Source organism: Phaeodactylibacter sp., from assembly GCF_040219495.1.
GTDB lineage: Bacteria > Bacteroidota > Bacteroidia > Chitinophagales > Saprospiraceae > Phaeodactylibacter.
Genome location: NZ_JAVJSK010000079.1, coordinates 169,276 through 189,745, shown reverse-complemented (window position 1 = coordinate 189,745; position 20,470 = coordinate 169,276). Strand labels below are relative to the sequence as shown.

General features: G+C 51.5%; 14 protein-coding genes. 8 read left to right on the top strand and 6 right to left on the bottom strand.

Going from position 1 to position 20,470, the window contains the following annotated elements:
- Nucleotides 1-5: 5 nt before the first annotated feature.
- Entirely contained in the window at nucleotides 6-1,214 is a 1,209-nt protein-coding gene (locus RIC19_RS12105) for a pyridoxal phosphate-dependent aminotransferase (protein WP_350178581.1), read from the top strand.
- A 239-nt stretch (nucleotides 1,215-1,453) separates the two neighbouring features.
- On the opposite strand, the gene RIC19_RS12100 is transcribed toward RIC19_RS12105, so the two are convergent.
- From RIC19_RS12100 to RIC19_RS12085, 4 genes are read right to left on the bottom strand one after another with little or no spacing between them, the layout of a single operon-like run.
- Nucleotides 1,454-3,121 (bottom strand): glycoside hydrolase family 26 protein, encoded by a 1,668-nt coding sequence (locus RIC19_RS12100; RefSeq protein ID WP_350178580.1) that lies wholly within the window; start codon nucleotides 3,119-3,121, stop codon nucleotides 1,454-1,456.
- Nucleotides 3,122-3,133: 12 nt separating this feature from the next.
- On the bottom strand, nucleotides 3,134-6,517 hold the full coding sequence (locus RIC19_RS12095) for an ATP-dependent helicase (RefSeq protein ID WP_350178579.1): 3,384 nt from the start codon (nucleotides 6,515-6,517) through the stop codon (nucleotides 3,134-3,136).
- 44 nt (nucleotides 6,518-6,561) lie between these two features.
- Nucleotides 6,562-7,947 carry a caspase family protein gene (locus RIC19_RS12090; protein ID WP_350178578.1) on the bottom strand — a complete coding sequence of 462 codons (1,386 nt, stop codon included), beginning with the start codon at nucleotides 7,945-7,947 and terminating at the stop codon, nucleotides 6,562-6,564.
- A gap of 36 nt (nucleotides 7,948-7,983) precedes the next feature.
- Entirely contained in the window at nucleotides 7,984-9,027 is a 1,044-nt protein-coding gene (locus RIC19_RS12085) for an alpha/beta hydrolase family protein (RefSeq protein WP_350178577.1), read from the bottom strand.
- A 114-nt stretch (nucleotides 9,028-9,141) separates the two neighbouring features.
- On the opposite strand from RIC19_RS12085, the gene RIC19_RS12080 reads away from it, so the two are divergent.
- From RIC19_RS12080 to RIC19_RS12050, 7 genes are all read left to right on the top strand, one after another.
- A complete protein-coding gene (locus tag RIC19_RS12080; protein WP_350178576.1) occupies nucleotides 9,142-10,194 on the top strand; it encodes an NAD(P)H-dependent glycerol-3-phosphate dehydrogenase in 1,053 nt (350 codons plus the stop codon).
- 17 nt (nucleotides 10,195-10,211) lie between these two features.
- Entirely contained in the window at nucleotides 10,212-12,707 is a 2,496-nt protein-coding gene (locus tag RIC19_RS12075) for a YfhO family protein (protein ID WP_350178575.1), read from the top strand.
- Entirely contained in the window at nucleotides 12,707-13,813 is a 1,107-nt protein-coding gene (locus tag RIC19_RS12070; RefSeq protein WP_350178574.1) for a glycosyltransferase family 4 protein, read from the top strand. The genes RIC19_RS12075 and RIC19_RS12070 overlap by 1 nt, the downstream gene beginning before the upstream one ends.
- A 197-nt stretch (nucleotides 13,814-14,010) precedes the next feature.
- The gene (locus tag RIC19_RS12065) at nucleotides 14,011-14,451 is read left to right on the top strand and encodes a peptidylprolyl isomerase (protein WP_350178573.1); all 441 of its coding nucleotides are present in this window, start codon (nucleotides 14,011-14,013) and stop codon (nucleotides 14,449-14,451) included.
- Between the two features lie 35 nt (nucleotides 14,452-14,486).
- A complete protein-coding gene (locus tag RIC19_RS12060; protein WP_350178572.1) occupies nucleotides 14,487-15,257 on the top strand; it encodes an FkbM family methyltransferase in 771 nt (256 codons plus the stop codon).
- An 8-nt stretch (nucleotides 15,258-15,265) separates the two neighbouring features.
- Nucleotides 15,266-16,123, top strand: a complete 858-nt coding sequence (locus RIC19_RS12055) for a glycosyltransferase family 2 protein (protein ID WP_350178571.1) — start codon at nucleotides 15,266-15,268, stop codon at nucleotides 16,121-16,123.
- Nucleotides 16,124-16,462: 339 nt separating this feature from the next.
- On the top strand, nucleotides 16,463-19,057 hold the full coding sequence (locus RIC19_RS12050) for a DUF6923 family protein (protein ID WP_350178570.1): 2,595 nt from the start codon (nucleotides 16,463-16,465) through the stop codon (nucleotides 19,055-19,057).
- 3 nt (nucleotides 19,058-19,060) lie between these two features.
- Here the strand turns inward: RIC19_RS12050 and RIC19_RS12045 are convergent, their stop codons facing one another.
- A complete protein-coding gene (locus tag RIC19_RS12045; protein ID WP_350178569.1) occupies nucleotides 19,061-19,873 on the bottom strand; it encodes a class I SAM-dependent methyltransferase in 813 nt (270 codons plus the stop codon).
- A 12-nt stretch (nucleotides 19,874-19,885) separates the two neighbouring features.
- Nucleotides 19,886-20,425 (bottom strand): hypothetical protein, encoded by a 540-nt coding sequence (locus tag RIC19_RS12040; protein ID WP_350178568.1) that lies wholly within the window; start codon nucleotides 20,423-20,425, stop codon nucleotides 19,886-19,888.
- Nucleotides 20,426-20,470 lie beyond the last annotated feature (45 nt).

The following is a 20,470-nucleotide window of genomic DNA, read 5'->3' as shown; positions in this document are numbered from 1 at the left end:
AGCTAATGGCATTGGCAACTAAGCAGCACCTTGCTCAGCGTATACAGAATATGGAAGAGTCGGCCACCATCAAAATGGCACAAATGGCCCGCGACCTGGCCGCTGAAGGCCATGAGGTCATCAGCCTCAGCCTTGGTGAGCCTGATTTTGACACCCCCGACCACATCAAGGAAGCCGCCAAAAAAGCACTGGATGGGGGCTATACCAAATACACGCCGGTGCCCGGTTTGGTGGAATTGCGCAAAGCGATTCAGACCAAGTTCAAACGGGACAACGGGTTGGATTTCGACCTCAGCCAGATTGTAGTCTCTAACGGAGCTAAGCAGTCCATTGCCAACATTTGCATGTCGCTGCTTGATGAAGGGGACGAAGTGGCTATCCTTGCGCCTTACTGGGTTTCTTACTCAGAAATTGTAAAGGTAGCAGGCGGCATACCGGTACTGGTCAGCGCGGGCATCGATCAGGACTACAAAGCAACTGCAGATCAGGTGCGGGCTGCCCTGACTGACCGCACGCGCATACTGCTGTTTTCTTCCCCCTGCAACCCAACCGGCTCTGTTTTTACCAAGCCGGAACTGGAAGCCATCGCCGATGTCATTGCAGAACGGGATGATATTTACATCATCTCTGATGAAATTTACGAGTACATCAACTTCACCGACCAACATGTGAGCATCGGCACCTTTGAAAAAGTGAAAGACCGCACCATCACCGTCAATGGCTTCTCCAAGGGCTTTGCGATGACTGGCTGGCGCCTGGGCTACATCGGTGCGCCGGCCTGGATTGCCGGTGCCTGTGCTAAAATTCAGGGCCAGTTCACTTCCGGTGCGACTTCATTCGGCCAAATGGCAGGTGCCCATGCTCTGACCTCAGACATGACGCCCACCCACGAAATGAAAGCGGCATTCCTGCAGCGCCGGGACATGATGATCGAGGAGCTCAGCAAGATTCCGGGTATGAAGGTCAACAAGCCACAGGGCGCTTTCTATATCTTCCCCGATATCAGCGCTTACTTTGGCAAGCGGGCAGGGGAGTTTGCAGTGAATGATGCGGATGATTTCTGCGAGTACCTGCTCAAGGATGCACACGTTGCAGTAGTTACCGGCTCTGCCTTCGGTGCGCCGGACTGCTTCCGTATCTCCTACGCAGCCAGTGAAGCAGAACTGCGGGAAGCCGTGAAGCGGATTGCCGCGGCGGTGGAGCGTTTGGGGTAAAAACTGCTGCCGAACAGGACACCCGGCGAAGGGAGCGCGCCGGGTGTTAACAGACAGGAAGCCCGGCGCACTCCTTTCGCCGGGCTTCCTTCCCTCCTGCCCCTCTTCTATTGTAGCCCAAACCATTTGTTCGTTCTCAAAAGTATGGTATGAATGGGGAAAAAGTAGTTGATTAGAGCTTATTTAGGTGTACACTCTTCGGGCTGCTCTTGCCAGAATCAATTCAGGCCGGTAGCCATTTATTCCCCCAGGGTTGCGATAAAAGCCGCAAAAGTCCCCGCCTCCACACTCCAGTCCGGTGCAGGGATTCCTTCCCCCCATACATCCGGATTGTCATAGAGGTTAAAGTAGCAGGCGCCGTAAATATGCTCCATCTGTGACCTAAGTACCTGTGCCGCTTCCTGAAGCCAGAAGGCCTGAAAATCTTCCGGCCCTTTCACTCCGAATTCAGTGATAAAAAGAGGCTTTCCGGACAGTAGTACCCGGTGCCGCTTCCGGTCAAAAATCCGCTCGAAACTCTCTTGTTGTTCGTGGTCCGTGATGTTCTTATCCGGTAGCCCGTAGATGGCCACACTCACAAAATCCACCACATCATCACCCGGGTAAAACTCCATACTCCCGCGGTCGCCCGCCGGGCCCCATACCCGCTTGATGTTGGGCGGCAGGGTATCCGGGAAGTTCATAAAGTACCGGTAGGCCCTGATGTAATCTATGGGGTCCTGACTTTGCCAGGGATAACGCTCAATGGGGATTTCCATTTCGTGAGCAAAGCGCAGGTAGATGGTTTGGTCAGCTGTAGCCAGCATGTTAAAGAGTTGCCGCATGTTAGCATCGTATTCACCCTTTAGCATTTTTAAGAACACCTGCCGGTCGTGGTTCGCTTCTGCATCTTTAAAAGGTTCAGCCGTAACGATAACCTCATGCCCCCGGTCCAGGGCAGCCTGAAGGTCAGACTGAAAAGGCCCGTTTTCCAAATCAGCCCAGTTGACAAACAGGTGCTCTACGGTAACGCCCTCCAGCTCCGTCAGCCGGTCTTTCGGATCATATACCCCAATATGAAAACCATCGCCCTGTGGCGTCATTTTTGAAGTCCCGATTGGAACGTCTGACAGAGTTGCCTGCGTGGCGATCGCCTCTTCCAGGGCCGTTGTTACTTCCTGAGCCGGCAATGCTTGGTCTGCAAAAACCACAATGGGCTTATCAAAAAATCGCAACCGGTGCACTTTGCGATATACTTCCGCTGCAACTGAAGTATAGGGAGGATAGGCCTTAGGGTGTTGTTCGGAAGGATGAGCGATGTCCAGGCTGATGACATCCACCACATCCTGGCCCGGCCAGTACTCCTCCAGGCCAGGGTAGCCTGCGGGCCCCCAGATAAATTTCAGGCCCGGATTGACTGCGCGGGCAGTAGCCACAAAGTGTCGGTAGGCATCGGTGTAAAGCTTATGGTACTTCAACTGCCAGGGGTATTCCTGTGCATCTACCTCCATGGCTTCATCCCATCTCAAATAGACCGGTGCCCGGTGAGCGCTGAGCTTCTTGGCCAGTTTTTGAATTCGTTGGTCATAATCGCCTCTCGTAGTAGCATTCAGGTTTGCGCCATAGCTATCGCTAAATCCGGGCTCAGCAAGGGCATGCAGAGTAAGAACCAAGGGTTTACGTTTGTTGATCAGATTGTAGAAATCGTCCAGCGCAGCCTGGTCAAAAGAAGTTTTCCGCCATTCCAGCAAAAAGGATTGTGCGCCCGGGAGTATGGCATGGGCGGAAGTATCAGAAACCGCTTTGATTTCACGAAACAACGGCTTTGGCCCAAACCCTGTGGGCTCTGCGAAAAAAAACCGGTAAACAAAACCAGCTACCAAGAGCAGGCTAAGGAAGAGGAGCAAAGCTTTTAAGTTCCTGTGCATAGTCGAAAGGGTTTAAGGCTCTGTCGTCTGTTCTTCACAATAACGGAGCAAAGCCTGGTAAATATCACTACGGTTGAGCAGGTCAGGATTGCCAATGATTACGATGTGGTTGCGGGCGCGGGTGAGGGCCACGTTGAGCTTCCGGTCCACCCCTTCGTCCGATAAGGAAGTCAGCATAGCCAACTGACTAATCGAATTGGTACAAAGGGAAATAATGATTACGTCCCGGGCACCGCCCTGATAACGTTCAACGGTATCAATGGTCAGAAGCTGCAGAGGTGCGCCTTGCGTTTCCAGCACCGACTTGATCTGTGCAATCTGAGCACGGTAAGGGGTGATGACCCCAATGCTGTTTTCATGCAGTGCCCAGCCCTGCCGTTGGTATATATGCTGGTAGGCTTTCACCACCTCCCCTACCTGTTCGGCTTCGTAGGCGTTGGTTTTCTGGGTGGCGCTGCGGTCATCAGTCGGGGTAGGCAGGAAGACCACCCGGCTGCCAGCTAAGCGTTGGATCAACCTATCGGCTTCCTCTTCTACCTGAATGGACAAAACCCGCTTTTGCTTCGCCGCTACCGGCACGGAATCCGGCAGGATTTTAAGCGTGTTTTCGTAGAAAAACTGATTGGGGAACCGCATGATGTCCTCGTGCATACGCCCCTGATGACTAAGCTGTGCATAGGCCCAGTCCCAGTCATTTTCCCGGCACCGCTTGAAGAGCCGTTCAAAGAGAGAATTGCGCAGGTTGTGTAGCCCAAGGCTATGCAGGGCCGGATCATCAATTTGAGAAACAGTAGGCGATTGCACCACCACAGCAGGGAGCTGTTTGTGGTCGCCAATCAGAATAAACCGTTCAAACTGTGGCAAAAGCCCAACGAGCATGGGCTCCAGTATCTGTGAGGCTTCGTCAATAATCACACGGTTGAAGTGCTTGAGCATCAGGAGTTCCGGCTTACCAACAACAGAGGAGACCGTGCCCACTACAATCCGGTGCTGGTCAATTACCGCCTTCAGTGCTTTGCGGTCCTCCACGCCTTTAATTTTTTCCTGAAGGAGCTGCCCCTGGAATTCGGGAGAGGCCCCATACCTTGAGCCGATGCGTAGGTAATGGTGGCGGATATCCGGACGGAGCCGTTCAATGGAAGCGCAGATTTCATCCACTGCGCGATTGGTATAGGCCAGGAGCAGAAAATTTTCCTCGGTTTGCTCAAAGAGATAGCCCACCAGATGTTTGAGCATCATACTTGTTTTCCCAGTACCCGGAGGCCCCCAAAGCAGGAAGTAGTCTTCTGCCGCCAGGGCTTTCCGGAAAATATCCTGCTGCTCCGGCGTCAGTTCCGGGCTGACGGGAATGTCTTCGGGAAGGCCTTCCCGGGGCGGGTCCTGCGTCAGCAAAAGACGCTGCTTGACCTTCGGGCTGTCGGCAAACGCATACAACCCTCTGTACATCGAGTTAAAACTGCTGTCCAGCAAGTCGTGCTCCAGGTTCCACAGGGGCTGTTCTTTAAAAATGCGGTTGTTGAACTGCCGGCTGCGTAGGCGCACAGTGACCTGCTCGTTACTGACGTGAATGATGGAGCATTTGAAAATCTGATTGGACAATACGGCCTGCCCTTCCTGATGTGGGTACAGTACTGCAATATCTCCTTTCCGGAAGTTGGCCAGTGGGTTGGTGGATTCAGTTTTTTGAAAGGTGATGCTCGGCTCTTCCTCCTGCGCATTCAGTTCCTGTACCGTCAGATGACTAATGATATCAAAGCCCGCTTGCTTCTCCTCGAAGCTGTTCAGCCAAAGTGAGGCCAGTCCATTGACCTGTTCCAGTCCTTGCTCACCGGCTTTAGCCAGTTGGTGCTCCCGGGCAATCAGCCCCGAGAAGGCTATAAAGTACCGCCTGGCGATAGGGCTCATGCCCTGATAAATTTTTTCGAAGGCTTCCATATCCCTGCGTGCGAAGCCTTTTAAGTTGTTCTGCCTGCGTGGGCTCAGCTTTCCGAACAACCGGTTGCCCTGCTCCAGGAGGTCCCCTGCCTCCGGGTCGCCAAGTTTAGTCAGCAAGCGTTCGATTGCTACCAGTTGATTCCGGACTTGCAGAGCCTCGTATTGCTGGGCCTGAATGCGGGGGGCATAGCGCAGCTGCCGGTCGTCCTGCCCGGAATAGAGGATGTAATTGGCAGGGTCTACTGATTTGCCGAAAGCAGAGCGGACCATCAGATCGTACAATAAGGTCTGGGTGTAGTGATTGGAGCTCAGCCCGTAGGTGTTCGGCATAAAAGGTTTGCCACTTTTCAGTTCTACAATGCTGGCCCGATCAGCCCCCATGTGCAGCAAATCCAGGCGGCCTTGTAAGCCATAAGTCTCGGCGTAGAAGCTAGGCTCCAGATAACAGTCCTCAGGCATGATCCCCTGCTCGCGAAAGCCCTCCTTCACCATCTGTTTCAGGTTGAGGAAGTGCTTTTGGGAACTTTGCATAATCTCTTTCACTTCCCGGTTTTCAAACAGGCAATACTGCAGGGGGTTGTTGGCAAAGGTTTGCCGGAAAGCTTCCCGGAAAGGCAGATCGGAATCATTCATCAGCTCATCGAGAAAGAAATTCGCGATGTTACCGATCATGAGGTACTTATTGGGCGGCTTGGGCAGGTACTTTTTAAGGAGGTGCGGCCAGGGATTGGTCCCGTCCGGCTGAAAACATTCCGCAACAGCGGTCACATCCATGAGGTAGTCGGGCTCCACCACAAACGCCCGGGGGTGGTAAAAGCCCTTATCGTCCACCTCTATATCCAACAGGTTCATTACCAGGGGAAAACCAAAAACGGAGCGGATCGCTTCGATGGTCGGCATGAAGTTGTCGTTCCGGTCTGCATCGTTATACTGCACCCGCACCACGGCATCCGCACAGGCTTCGTCCCGGACGAGCAGTTGTTCGGCCTCTGGGTCATCCTCCAGCGCCACCACCCTGGCCTGCGGAATAAACTGCTCCACTTTATGGGCTTTCATCCCCTTGGGCCAGGCCGGAGGATAGTCGTCGCGCAGGCCTTCGGGCAACGGTGCTTGGAGAAGAGCTTCCAGCATATCCAGCAGTACTTTAAGCCCCAGGGTTTTGATAGATTCGTCAACCGCGTCGGGCTGCCGGAAACTCTTCAGTGCCCGCTTCCTGAATTGGTGCAGGTAGAATTGCAGGCGCTTATCCACCTCGTCCCGATGGCACACGTAAGCCATCCGGGCAAAGAGGGTGGAAAATTGTATGCGTTCTGCTTTGGTACATTCTACAAAGAGCAGGGTGAGCAGACGGTAAAGTGCCGCCACCTGATCGACGGGCAGCAATTCTTTATTGCGGACTACTTTGGCTACTTCCTTGTAAAAGAGCTCCGCTAGTGCTGGTTTATTGAGCTGTTCGGACATACCAGCAATATACGGCCAAATCCACAAAGTTTACAACCGGAAGACTACTGTAGTTTACGCCGGACTTCCTCCAGTTGGTGCTCGGTTTCTTTAATTTGCTCTTCGAGGTTAAACTTCATCGAAGGGTCAAAGGCTTTGATCAGGGCCTCATTAAAAGAGTTGAGCTTGCGCTGCAGCAGCCCGGCCTGGTTTTCAAGCCCCTGTCGTTCCAGTTCGCTTAGGGTGGTTACGGAACCGGTGTTGCTACGCTCATTTTCAGGCGGGGAGGTCACCTCGCCCAGGATCAGGTCCTCTTCCTCGAGGCTGTCCACCAGGTCGATCATGGCATACTGTATCTGATTGAAGGTAAGATCTGCCGATTCCTTACGGATGGTGCCCTGATTTTTCTCCCGATTGGTCCGGTTGTATCGCGCCTGCTGCATGATGATATCCGTCTCCCGGTAGGAATCATCAGAGATCAGCTCATTCAGCGTATCAAACACCCGCTCGAATTCACCGGCAGCCAGGTAGCTTTTGAGCTGTTTCTTCAAACCTTTCAGGGTGGTTGGCTTGGCATTCTGGGTGGTACCGCCCGATGATGCAGCCCCACGCGAAACCGGATCATCTGCCAGTGAAGGCGTTTCCGCTTTCGGTTCAGAGGTTCGTTTTTCTGGCACGGGTTCGTAGGCAAAGTCCTTCAGGCGGAACATAAATTCGCCCCCCATATCCCCCACATCGTAAAGCGCTGCTCCGCGCGGGAGTTGGTCTCTCACATTTTGCCCTACGCCATCTAGTACCATATTGCAAAACATAGACACCCTAAGGCGCTGGTCTTGGTTGTTTTTCAAAACCGCCAGCACCGCCTGCGCAAACGGGCTGTGCTGCCCGGGGCGGCCATCCGAGACCGGCTCATTGCGCCCGGCGGTCAGTAGCCACCGCGAGGGCATGCTCTCCAGCCGGTCGATGTAGCTGCTGTCACGTTGCTGCGTAAAAATACTGCCAGAATAACACGAATCTGTGATAACAAAGGTGTGCTTGCTCTTGATGGCCCGGATCAGGCGGGTGATCAGATCGAAGGAAATGTAGGAGCCGATGTGCCCCGACTTAGCATCATAGGGGATCCAATACCCCACGTCCAAAGCTTTATCGTATTCGCCGTGCCCGGCAAAGTACATCAGGAAGTTATCATCTTCGCCGATTACCTCGACCAGGCTGCGGAGGTGCTGGGTGATATTCGCCTGTGTAGCCTCTTTATCGAAATGACAGCGCGTGAGACGTTCATCAAACTGATACTTTTCCTCCAGTACCGTTTGGATTTTTTCGGCATCCATCCGGGCGTTGTATAGCTTTGGCATATCAGTATACTGGTCAATACCAACGATATACAGATAGTTTTTACCTTTTGGCTGATAGGTGCTGAGGTCCATTCCTCCGAAACCTGAATCTGGCATAGTGCTTTAGGCTTATTTCCGGCTAATATAGGATTTTTACGGATTAAGAGCGCCCTGCCAGGCTACCGTATCTTCCGGCACCCAAACTTCCATAGGCTGTACCGGGTGCCCATCGCTCCATTGGCCCATGTAAGCGGCTTCAGCACCGCATCCTTTAGCCAGTTCACAATGCTCGCCGCGCAGCGAACAGGCCATCATAGCATCCAGCATTTTCCAGTACCCGAAGTAATCGGAAGCATTTTCCTGGGCAACGCGCTCTGCCCGCTTGAGGGAAAGGTTGTTCACGCCCCCGTCCAGGTCAGCATCCAGTGCATAGCATTCATTGTGCCCGGCAGTGAGTGCCGGTGCCCCATGCTCGTCCGGGAACTGCCGCATCAAAAAACGGAAAGGGGTCTGAGTAGCCGTTTGGTAGACCATTCGCCCCAGCTCCTCCCCGACTACGTAATCGTTGACGCTCACGATGATGCCCAAGCGCGTTTGCGGATCAATCGTATGGTAGGATTCCAGCAGGCCACCTTTCAGCGGGCCCGTACCCGGAGCGCACAGTAAAACACCCTGTGGGCGTGGCAGCCCGAGCTCAGTGTAGCGGGCAGCAATATTGGCGGTAATCGCCCCGCCGTAGCTATGCCCCGCCATAAATAAGGCGTTGGTATCGGGCCGGACATGCCCCGCTTCTTCAGACAGCAATCTCAATGCTGACTGTATCCCTTTTACGGCGTTGGGCACGAAGTGTTTGGAGCCCGGCGAAAACAAATTCTTTTGATAACGTGGGTAGATGACGATATTCCCCTGCCGGACCAAATGCCGGATCCAGGCACCGTAAATCATAGGGTTGATCGCGCCGTAGCCGTGGTGGAAGACCACCACCGGTGCCTGCTGTGGCACAGGCGACGCCGGCTCAAACAGCCAAAAGCCGTCAGCCCGGCGGGCATGATCGGAAAAGGTTACAGCGGCATGCGTATAGTCTGCACCGCCAGGCCCAAAAGCGGGTTGCTCCGGCCCGGCAGGCTGCTCCCGTTCCGGCGACAGGAGGGCAACTCCGCACAGCAGCAGAAAAGTAGAAGACCAAATATTCATCATAGGAAAGGAAACGACTAAAACGCCGGAAAGTTGTCTTCAGAAAATCTAGTTTGACCGTCGCCCGACAGGCTCTGAAAAAAAGTGTACATTTACGCCAAATCAGAGGAGCGCTTCATGCCATCTAATACAGTAGAACAACCTGTAGGTATTATCGGGGCAGGCAGCTTTGGCACTGCAATTGCCAATCTCCTGGCGTACAACGTCGACGTCTTGCTGTACAGCCGTCAACAACCTATCGTGCAGCAAATTAATGAGACGCACCGGCACCTTGATGTGGACCTCTCCCCGCGCGTCCGCGCTACCAATAACCTGCAGGAGCTGGCGAGCACCTGCACCCTGATCTTCCCGGTGGTGCCTTCCAATAGTTTCCGAAAGATGATGCACAGCCTGGGGCCTCACCTACGCCCCTATCATGTCCTTATTCATGGCACCAAGGGGTTTGATGCCCCGGCGCACCTGTTTCAGGATACTGATGACGGCAAGCCGCTTTCGCGGGAAGAGGTCAGTACCATGAGCGAAGTGATTTTGCAGGAAAGCGTAGTGCGGAGGGTTGGCTGTTTGTCGGGCCCTAACCTGGCCAGCGAAATCATGGAAGGGCAACCTACAGCAACTGTTATCGGCAGTGCGTTTGATGAGGTCATCAGCATGGGCAAGCAGGTATTGAGCAGCGAGCACTTTCATGTCTTCGGCACCTACGACCTGCTCGGAGCAGAACTGGCAGGTGCCCTGAAAAACATCATCGCGATCGGCTCAGGTGTCCTCAAAGGCAAAGACCTGGGCAAAAACATACAAGCCATGCTGATCACGCGCGGCCTGACCGAAATGGTCTACTTTGGCAACGCTATGGGCAGTCAAAGCAGTGCTTTTTTTGGTACCGCCGGCATTGGTGATCTCGTCGCCACTGCTACCAGCAAAAACAGCCGGAACTTCACCTTCGGGTACCGCCTGGGGCGGGGCGAAGCCATAGAAGACATCGAAGCTACTATGCCCGAACTGGCGGAAGGGGTACGTACCCTGCGCATCGCCCGCAAGCTGGCTCGGCACTATAAATTACGGGTACCGATTACGGATATGCTTTACAAAATTGTATTTGAAAACTTTGATATAGACCGCGCGATCCACTTCCTGATTACGTATCCTTATGATGTGGACGTAGACTTCATCTGACCAGAACAACAACGATTATGATCCAAAAAGTCATTCCTCACCTGATCGCTTTAGGTATTTTCTTTGCCCTTTGCGCCGCATTTTTCTACCCTCAGCTCGAAGGTAAAATGGCCCAGCAAGGCGATATTATCCAATACCGGGGTATGTCTCAGGAGGTTAGGGAATACGAAGAAGCAACCGGTGAGACCTCCCTTTGGACCAACGCCATGTTTGGCGGGATGCCGACTTACCAAATCAACACCGTAAGCGAGGGTAACTCCCTGAAGGTGCTGGATAAAATCGGCACGCTGGGTATGAAGGCGCCGATTGGCCGGTTTTTCCTCGCCATGCTTGGCTTCTACCTGCTGATGGTCGTCCTCGGGGCCAATCCGTGGCTGGCGGTTATTGGCGCGATTGCCTTTGGGCTGACCACCAACAATCTTATTCTTTACGAAGCCGGGCACGAGACTAAAGTCAAATCCATCACCTACCTGCCTATCGTCACCGTGGGCCTGCTGATGGCTTTCCGGAAACGCTACCTGCTCGGTGGCATCCTCTTCGCTACCGGCCTTGGGCTGAACATCATGTCCAACCACGTGCAGATGACCTACTATTTTGCCCTGACCCTGCTGATCTTTGGCGTCGCAGAGCTCATTTACAACATTCAGCGCAATCGCCTCCCGCATTTCGCCAAAGCAGCCGGTGTGCTCATTGCCGGTGGGCTCCTGGCCATTGGCGCGGCGGCTTCCAACCTGTACATTACTTACGAGTATTCCAAAGATACTATGCGGGGAGAGCCTATTCTGGAAACCACGGGCGACGCCTCTTCCAGCAGCGAAACCGATGGGCTGGCCTGGGACTACGCCATGCAGTGGAGCAACGGAGTGGTTGACCTCTTCGCCTCCTACATCCCCGGAGTGGCTGGGGGCGGTTCTCAGGAAGCGGTAGGCCCAGACTCCGCCATCGCTCAGGACCTTAAGCGCAAAGGGGCGCGGCTGCCCGCCAATTTCAAGGCACCGCTTTACTGGGGCGACCTGCCCTTTACCAGTGGGCCTATTTACTTTGGCAGTATCGTTTTCTTCCTCTTCCTGATGGGCTTATTCCTCGTCAACGGCCCGGTAAAATGGTGGGTAGGGCTAGGCACCCTGTTGACGATGCTGCTCTCTATGGGTAATAACCTGGAAGGGTTTAACCGGTTGTTTTTCGACTACTTCCCGCTGTACAATAAGTTCCGTACGCCTAACTCTATTCTAAGCGTTACCGCTTTCCTGGTCCCGGTACTCGGCTTCCTGGCCGTCCATAAAATCGTCAACAAAAAAGTCACAAAAGAAGAAGCCCTGCGCAGCCTGAAAATCGGTGGCGGCATTGCAGCGGCTATTGCGCTCTTTTTCGCCCTGTTGGGGCCGTCCTTTTTCGACTTCAACAACCCCGGAGATGCACGCCTCGAACAGGCTGGCTATGACTTGGGGGCTATACGCTCCGACCGGCAGTCGCTCATGCGGGGTGATGCATTCCGTACGCTTCTCCTGGTGCTCCTGAGCGGCGGATTGCTCTGGGCTTACCTGCAAGATAAAGTCAAGCTCAACATCTTCCTGCTGGGCCTGGGCGTACTGATCACCTTTGATCATTGGACCGTTGGCCGCCGCTATGTGGACGATGAACTGTTTGTTACCGAGCGGCAGTACTTTGCCGGGCTGGCACCCCGCCCGGTAGATGAGCAAATCCTGCAGGATACCGATCTGCACTACCGGGTCTTCGATGCCTCCATCAACACCTTCAACAGTTCTAAGGCTTCCTACTATCATAAAACTATTGGGGGATACCATGCGGCTAAGTTGCAGCGCGCACAGGACCTGATTGACCGCCACCTCAGCAAAGGCAATCAGAAAGTCCTTGATATGCTGAACGCCAAGTACTTCATTGTGGGGCAGCCTGGACAGGAACAAGTGCAACAGAACCCCAACGCACTGGGCAATGCCTGGCTGGTCAGCAACTTGCAGACCGTAAGCTCGGCCAACGAGGAAATTGATGCGCTGAGCAATTTCGAACCCGCTACCACAGCCATTGTGCATCAGGAATTCCAGGATTACATTGCCGGCCTTTCCCCTACCGGAGCCGGGCAAATAAAACTGACTTCCTACGCCCCCAACAAGCTTACCTATGAAGCTACCGTGCAGGGCGATCAACTTGCGGTTTTCTCAGAGGTCTGGTACGGCCCCGATAAAGGCTGGCAGGCTTACATTGATGGACAACCAGTACCGCATATCCGGGTCGATTATATCTTGCGTGGGCTGAAAGTACCGGCTGGGCAGCACGAAATCACTTTTGAGTTCGCACCAGCCTCCTTTGAGCGGGGTGTGCTGGTTTCCCGTATTTTCAGCAGCCTCATTTTGCTGGGGCTCGTCGGTTATGTGGGCTTCAATGGCTACCAGTATTTCCAGAATCCACCGCAGGCGCCACAACCTAAAGATACGGGGACTGAAAAAACCCAGCCAGTGGCCACCCGTACCAAACGCAAAAAGAAAAACCAATAATGGCTAAGGACAGCCACGTAGCAGTGGTGGTCCCCTACTGCTTTGTGCCGCCCCGTAATGGGGGGCACAAAGCAGCGTTTGGCTTGTGCCGGTTCCTTGCCGGGCATACTTCGGTCACCGCTGTTACCACGCCTGGAAATGAGGATACGGAAGCGTTGCCCTTCCGGCTGCAAAGCTTACTGGGCAACAGTGTAACCCGGTACCTACACCCTCGTGGAGCGGTGCGCATTGCCCGCTACTTCAAACAAGCCGGGGTGACCCAGTGCATTGCTTTTCAGCCCTTTATCGCACTCCTGCTTTTCATCCCGTGCCGGCTCAGAGGCGTGCCATTATCCATCTATATCCAAAACCTGGAATACCAGCGGTTCCGCAGCATGGGTAAAGCATGGTGGCCCATCGTTTTTGTGGTTGAATGGCTGGCCTTTCGCCTGTCAGACCATCTGTATTTTATTTCGCCGGACGAAGTGGTGCCCGGACAGCGGGCATTTGGGCTACAGCCGGAGCAGTGCAGCGTCCTTCCCTACGGTACGCCATACGCCCGTCAACCAGAGCGGCAAACTGCACGCAGGCGTATCCGTAAGCAACATGGGTATTCGGAGGACGAATGCCTGATCATCTTCTTTGGCCCGCAGACCTATCAGCCCAACCTGGAAGCTGTAGTGCGCATTGTGGAACAAATTGAGCCCGCCTTCCGTCAGATAGCTGACTTCCCCTACCGCTTCCTCATCTGCGGGGGCGGATTACCCGGGAAGTATAACCGGCTGCAAGACTACGACCGGGTTGATTACCTTGGCTATGTGGAAGATATCGAAGCCTACGTGCAAGCCTGTGACCTCATGGCTAATCCCGTCAACTCCGGCGGGGGCGTAAAAACCAAACTGGTGGAGGCTATCGCCCTGGGCACTACGGTGGTATCGAGCTATACCGGTGCCCTTGGTGTCGTACCCGAGGCATGCGGTCCAAAGCTGATCAGGGTAGCAGATGAAGCATACCCGGCATTTGCAGCCGCCTTACAGCAGGCTTATCAAAAGGGACAGCTACCGACCCCATCCTCCTTTTACGAAACGTATTACTGGGGGAATATCGTGCGGGGGGTTAACCATTAGCGCGAAAAGCCTTAATTTAGCGGTTCGAAAGCATGTTTGGAGTTTTAGCCTACTGTATATCAAGGGTTTACGAACCTCACAATGCTTCAGGGCGGGCCCTGACGGAAAATAACGGTCAAACTTTCTTCTGAAGGCTTCCCGAAATTTGTTCCGTTTATTTTTTTTCCGTCTCTTTGCCAACCACTAAAACAATTACCGTGACCAAAGCAGAAATCAAAACAGAAAAGGGCACCATGAAAGTCGAGTTTTACGACGAAGATGCCCCAAATACCGTTGCCAATTTTGTAAAGTTGTCTAAGGAAGGCTACTACGATGGGCTGACCTTCCACCGCGTCATCCCCAACTTCGTGATTCAGGGCGGCTGCCCGAAGGGAGATGGCAGAGGCGGCCCTGGCTACACGATCGACTGTGAATTGGATGGGGGCAATCAGTACCACGACCGGGGCGTACTTTCTATGGCGCACGCCGGGCGTAATACCGGGGGTTCTCAGTTTTTTGTCTGCCATAGCCGGGACAACACCGCTCATCTTGATGGCAACCATACCTGCTTCGGCAAGGTAGTGGAAGGCCTGGATGTGATCGACGATATCCGTCAGGGCGACAAGATTGAGCAAATTGTGATCCACGAAGAGGCTTAGGCCTTTGTCTTTTACCTCAGCGCAACACCGTAGACATGAATCTTCTCCAACAAATCCTGCAATCCAAGGCTTTAGAGCGCACCAAGCGATTGGTAGGCAAAAGTTCTGGCCTCTACCTCAAGCTCAAGCGTTTCACGCCTTCCGCTAGTGAGGAGCTGCGGACAGCCATGCTCTGCAAGCATACGGGCATTACCCATGTCGTTGACATCGGTGCCAATACCGGTCAGTTTGCGGAGTCGCTTTATGATTTTGGGTTTTCAGGCAAGGTCATTTCCTTTGAGCCGGTAGCGGCGGCGCGGGCAGAGCTGGAAAAACGGTCTGCCCCCTACCCCAACTGGACTATTGCGGAGCGCTGTGCGATCGGAGCAGAGGACGGCACCATCACGATGAATGTGTCGGATGATACCGTCTTCAGCTCCGCTTTGCCTATCAAGGATTCCTACGTTTCCCATAATCAGAAGTCGCGCATCGTCCGGCAGGAAGAAGTGCCGGCTTTTCGGATTGACACCATTCTGCCGCGCTATATTCAGGATAGTAAAAATGCCCGTATCCTTTTTAAGATTGATACGCAAGGCTTTGAGAAGCAAGTCATTGAAGGAGGCCCTGACACTTTGGCGAAAGCGACCGGGCTAAAAATCGAAATCCCCCTTTACGCCATCTACGAGCATACCGAGTTCCGGTTTTATGATATTATGGACCTGGCCCGGCATCACGGCTTTCAGCCTTATAGTTTCCATGTGGAAGGCGTAGACCTCAACACAGGCCGGGTGAATACCATTGATGGGCTGTTCTTCCGGGAAGATTAAAAGGTTATATGAAGTACGTCATCGTCATGCCAGCCTACAACGAGGAGGGCTTCATTGGGCGCGCCATCGAGTCCATTGCAGCGCAGACGCTGATCCCACAGCGCCTGGTCATCGTCAATGATGGCTCTACTGACCGCACTCGTAAAATCGTAGAGGGCTATCAGCAAACCTACCCCTGGATTCAGTTGGTCAACAACGATAAAAAGGAACAGCGGGCGGCTGGCTCCAAAGTCGTACGTGCGTTCTACCTTGGGTATCAGCAAATTCAGGATCACTACGACTTTTTGGTCAAACTGGACGCCGACCTTACTCTACCGACCCATTATTTTGAGCGCATTGCCTCCCTGTTTCGGGCTGACCCCAAACTGGGCATCGCCGGCGGCACCATTGCCATAGAAGAAAATGGGGAATGGGTGTACGAAAATTTTTCGGATGTTGATCATGTCAAAGGCGCCTTCAAGTCCTATCGGCGGGCCTGCTTTGAGCAGATTGGCGGACTACGCGCCTCCATCGGCTGGGACACAGCTGATGAGCTGCTGGCCCGCTTCCATGGCTGGGGCATTCAGGTCGACCCGGAGCTACAGGTCAGGCACTACCGGGTACTGGGGGCAGAGACCGGCTCCGTCAAAATCCGGGTAAAAGTCGGTAATGGCATGTACCGCCTGCGCTACGGTTTTTTTATCACCCTTATCAGCGCCATCAAGGCCGGCTATCTGAACAAGCCGTATGGCATCACGGGGCTGGCAGTGCTCTGGGGCTGGGTACAGTCCTTCCTTAACCAGGATGAATTTATTGTGACGGCTGAGGAAGGGCGGTTTATCCGGCGGTTTCGGAAAGATAGGATGCGGGGGAAGGTGTTTGGGTGAAATTAAGAGCGTGTTGGGATTTTATCCCGGTGCACTGGGACACTTTCCTGCCTGTGTCTCATCGCCTGTGGGCTTTGGCCACCGGAGACCGAAGTGTTCGACACGCAGGCAGGTTTGCTTATACTTCGTCCCGAAAATCCTTTCCGCAAACTGCGGGACAGGCTGTTTAGCTAAGGCTAAACTCCGGTTTCCGTGCCTCATCTAACCAAAAAATTGTTAGTTTTCGACTAGAAGACAAAAGTCCCAACCCACTCTAAGAGCGCACTATTCATTCGATGGTAAAAGTTGAATATTTTACATTTAATTCCTAACTTGATGAAGTAATTAAACCTTTTTGCAATGCGTGCACTTTCTGTGAAATTTGTACTTGGAGTATTACTGCTTTTCATTATAACTGATTGTTTATCGGGGCAGGCTTTCCCCTGCAATGGAAAGCCGATTATCACCCTACACCAAAATGCTCCTCCAAACTATTCCCATTGGGTACAAATGAATGAAAGCGGCGAAGTTGAGTTCCAAGAGTTAGCGACCTTTAATGATTTATATTTCAATGCAGTAGGTTATAACCGATATGACAATTACATCTACGCAAACCGCAAAAATACAAATCAGATAGTCAGGCTCAAAGCAGATGGATCTTTTGAGGTTGTTGGTGATGTCCCTTTGGTTAGTATTGCCAGTACTGGCGCAGGTGATTGCACTCCGGAAGGGCTATATGTGTACAGAGAAAATACAATCAATAAATTACTGTTTTTCGAGGTTATAAATGATTTCGAGCTGGTCGCTGAACTAGAAATGTACTGGGATAACGCTAATGGTCTTTCAGGGGTTTTTGAAGCCCGAATTGATGATATTGCTTTTGACCCCTTTCAGCCAGGTGTAGCTTATTCTTACCTTCGAAATTACGCTGGTTCAGGCTCTGCCCCTTTGGATGCTCAGGGCGCTTTAATCCGCATTAATGTTGATCTGGACTCTCCTAATGCTGGAGCAGTAACCATAATTGGGGAAGTCCCAGATAACATCGTTCGTCACATTGGGGCACTATTTTTTGATACTCAGGGTAATCTTTTTGGGTATGGGTCTTTACAAGGAATGCCTAATCTATTCCAGAATAGACTAGTAGGACTCAATAGTGAAACAGGTGAAGCGGTACTCTTAGGGACAGGTCCAGGCGCTACAGGAAACGATGGTTGCTCTTGCCCTTATGATCTCGTCTTTGAGAAAACTATTGATCAGGATACGCTCTACTGCAACACTGAATCTCTTGTATTCAATTTATCCATTGAATCCAGACATCATGAAACCATTTTCGGAACTCTTTTGAGAGATACGCTTCCAGATGGGATGATGATCGAAGAGGTCATTACCAATTTACCAACTTTTGAATATGCTCCATCGACCGGACCCGGTACCAGAATACTAGCAATGGATGGAGTAACACTTGAAAGTGTTACTCCATATGAAGTGCAAATAAAGGTAAGATTGGACCAGTTACCTCCAGGAAATTATCATAACCAAGCCTTTTTATATAATCTACCCGTTTCCCTTGGGTCCTTCAAACTTTCAGATGACAAAGGGAACGCTCTAATATCGGAAGATCCAACTCTTTTCACCGTTTTGTCAAATGCTTCCGCTGAAATCGTATCGGAAGTCATACCACCCTCCAATTGTACAGAAGCAAATGGTGGTATTATCCTCTATTCTTCATTCTTTGAAAGCAATCGTCCCTTCCTGATAAATGTGCGAGACGAAGAGCAAAACGTTTGGACAATTGAATTAACCCCAGATACCGATTCCTTAATCATTTTAACCGGTTTAGCTCCTGGGGTATATGCTGTAGAAAGTGTATCCGATTTGTTACAAGGCTGTACGTTGTATGCAAACTTTGATTTCACCCTACCATCACCAAACCACTTAATAGGCCTAAGTGCAGACAATAATGGGCCCACATGTGAAGAAGAAAGCATTCAATTAATAGGGCAAAGCGACCTTGATGCCACATTATCCTGGTACGGACCTGGGGGTTTTCTTTCCAATTTTCAGAATCCTGAAATTTCTCCAACCACATTCAACAACTCAGGCGATTACATTCTTCAAGCTCAATATGGTTTTTGTCAAGCTCAGGATACAACATATGTTGATATCAAGCCAGCCATCAATCTTGAAGTCGAAGATACAGTTACCGTTTGCTTGGGGTCGAACCTTGAGTTAGAGGCTAAAGGAGCATTACAAAACACCTCTGTTTTCTGGCTTTTGCCGAATAGTGAAGTTCAAGTCTCTAGTATTTTAAACTTACCCTCACTTACCCCGGAAAGTACAGGAAATTACTTTGTTGAAGCTGTTAATGATTGGTGTAGCGACTCTTCAAGCTTTCACTTAGCGGTTATAACCCCACCTCAAATTACACTTGCACCAACCACTAGCTATAATTATTGCGAATTTCAAACGCTGAAGCCGTTTATTCTGGATTCCACGGGGTATATCGAGACAACATGGTCTCCTTCTATTGGGCTGAGCTGTAATGACTGTATTTTCCCAGAGTTGGTCTCTCCAGAAAATGGGGTTAATTATACCCTCACGGTTATCAATGAGTACAATTGTATTGATAGCGCCACAACTCAAATTGATCTTTTCTTGGATAAGAGTATTTATGTTCCCAATGCATTTAGCCCTAATGGAGATCGGGTTAATGACTATTTTACAATTTATCCGGGCTGTGGCGTTCGTAAAGTGCTTAAGTTTTTAATTTTCGATAAATGGGGCAATGAAGTTTTCAAGGCCGAGTCATTTGATCCACATTTAATCTCACCGTCATGGGATGGATATACAAGGAACACAAAACAAAACATAAAAGTGTTTACCTGGCTTATAGAAGTGGAGTTCCTCAATGGTGCCACAGAAATCATGACAGGCGATGTTCAGATCATTCGGTAATGATCATTTGTATAAAACTGTTGTGCCTTTTTCAGTGAATAGATACTTTTCTTTAAGTTGATGGGTAGCTTTCCATCGTTTAATAATAGACTGTTCATCGGGTCGATTAGTATCGTCGAGAATGATGACTGCCTTATCGCTTAGCTTTTCGAACAGAAGAGGCAGAGCCGGGAACCGAGCCTCTTTTTGAATATCTTCCGGTGGTCCATCAATAATTAACAAATCAATGCTGTCCACATTAGCAAGCTCTTCAATATCGTACCATTGCCAATTTGAACCACTCAGGTTATAATTCTTGAGTGGAGCGTAAAGAATTTTGCTATTGGAGTTCACAACCTTTTCTTCTGTTTCTTTAGCGTACTTTTCCAGATGATCCAGCGCATAATGACGGGCATCACTACCCACGGACCTTAACCATTCTGAAATAACTACTGAAGACACACCTGAACCTGCTTCAACAATGACTTTAGGTTGCAACTCAATGCAGTGCTCTACAATAACCTTGAAGAAGTCCGGCGATCCTGCAATAACCCGCATAGGCGGGAAAGCCACTTTGGGCTGAAATTGCTGGTAAATCCATTGCATACTTTCCACCTGATTGGTATCATGCACGCGATCGAGCTGAAGTCTGTAAATCAGCTGTACGATTCTAAAGCTAAGGATAATAAACCCAAGGCTGATCAAAGCCAGCCCAGGAAGAAGAAAGCCAGGATGCCCTAGGTATTCCATTAAAAGCAGCACCAATACGCAGAGCGCACTCAACGCTGCGGCTGTTTTGAAAAAGGAAAAGGTTGTGTAGAGTTTTTGCTTATTCATAGGGCGAAGTTATCATATTTGGCGGAGAAAGGAGCGTACACGGTCCACCATACTTGGAGAAACGGATGGATTATTTCGGATATCCCATTCTGCTAGCGCGGCTTCTAGATCCCCCTCTGCCCCGACAGTATTCCAAAACCGGCGGAACCCCGTTTTGGCATCTTCAAGGTCAACCTGAATACGGTTAGGCTTATCCCTCAAAAAATACCCTACATTTTGATGTACCGTCTCTACATAATCTGCACAAAGCTCCACACCGCGCTCCCTGGGCCGCATAAGAATACCTTCTGTGTAGGCGTCAATAATACTGCGAGCTCTGCCCCACCGCCTGTTGAAGCTCACCGCCGTAGCCTCCACATCCCGCTTGAGGTGCACGTAAAACGCATCCTTGCCATATTTTTTGCCTAACTTGCCGAGCATCCAACTCAGGCGGTTGTCAGCCTCAATGTGCTGATCGGGGTAGGCAATCCGGTCTTCGCCCAGAAGGGTCGACCGGGTTTCGTGGCCCGCCGTATAGTTGGTGATGTGCTGGCAGGCTCTGATGAATGTCATAGACCCACTCCTTCCGGTACACAGTATAAAGACGTTCATCTCAGT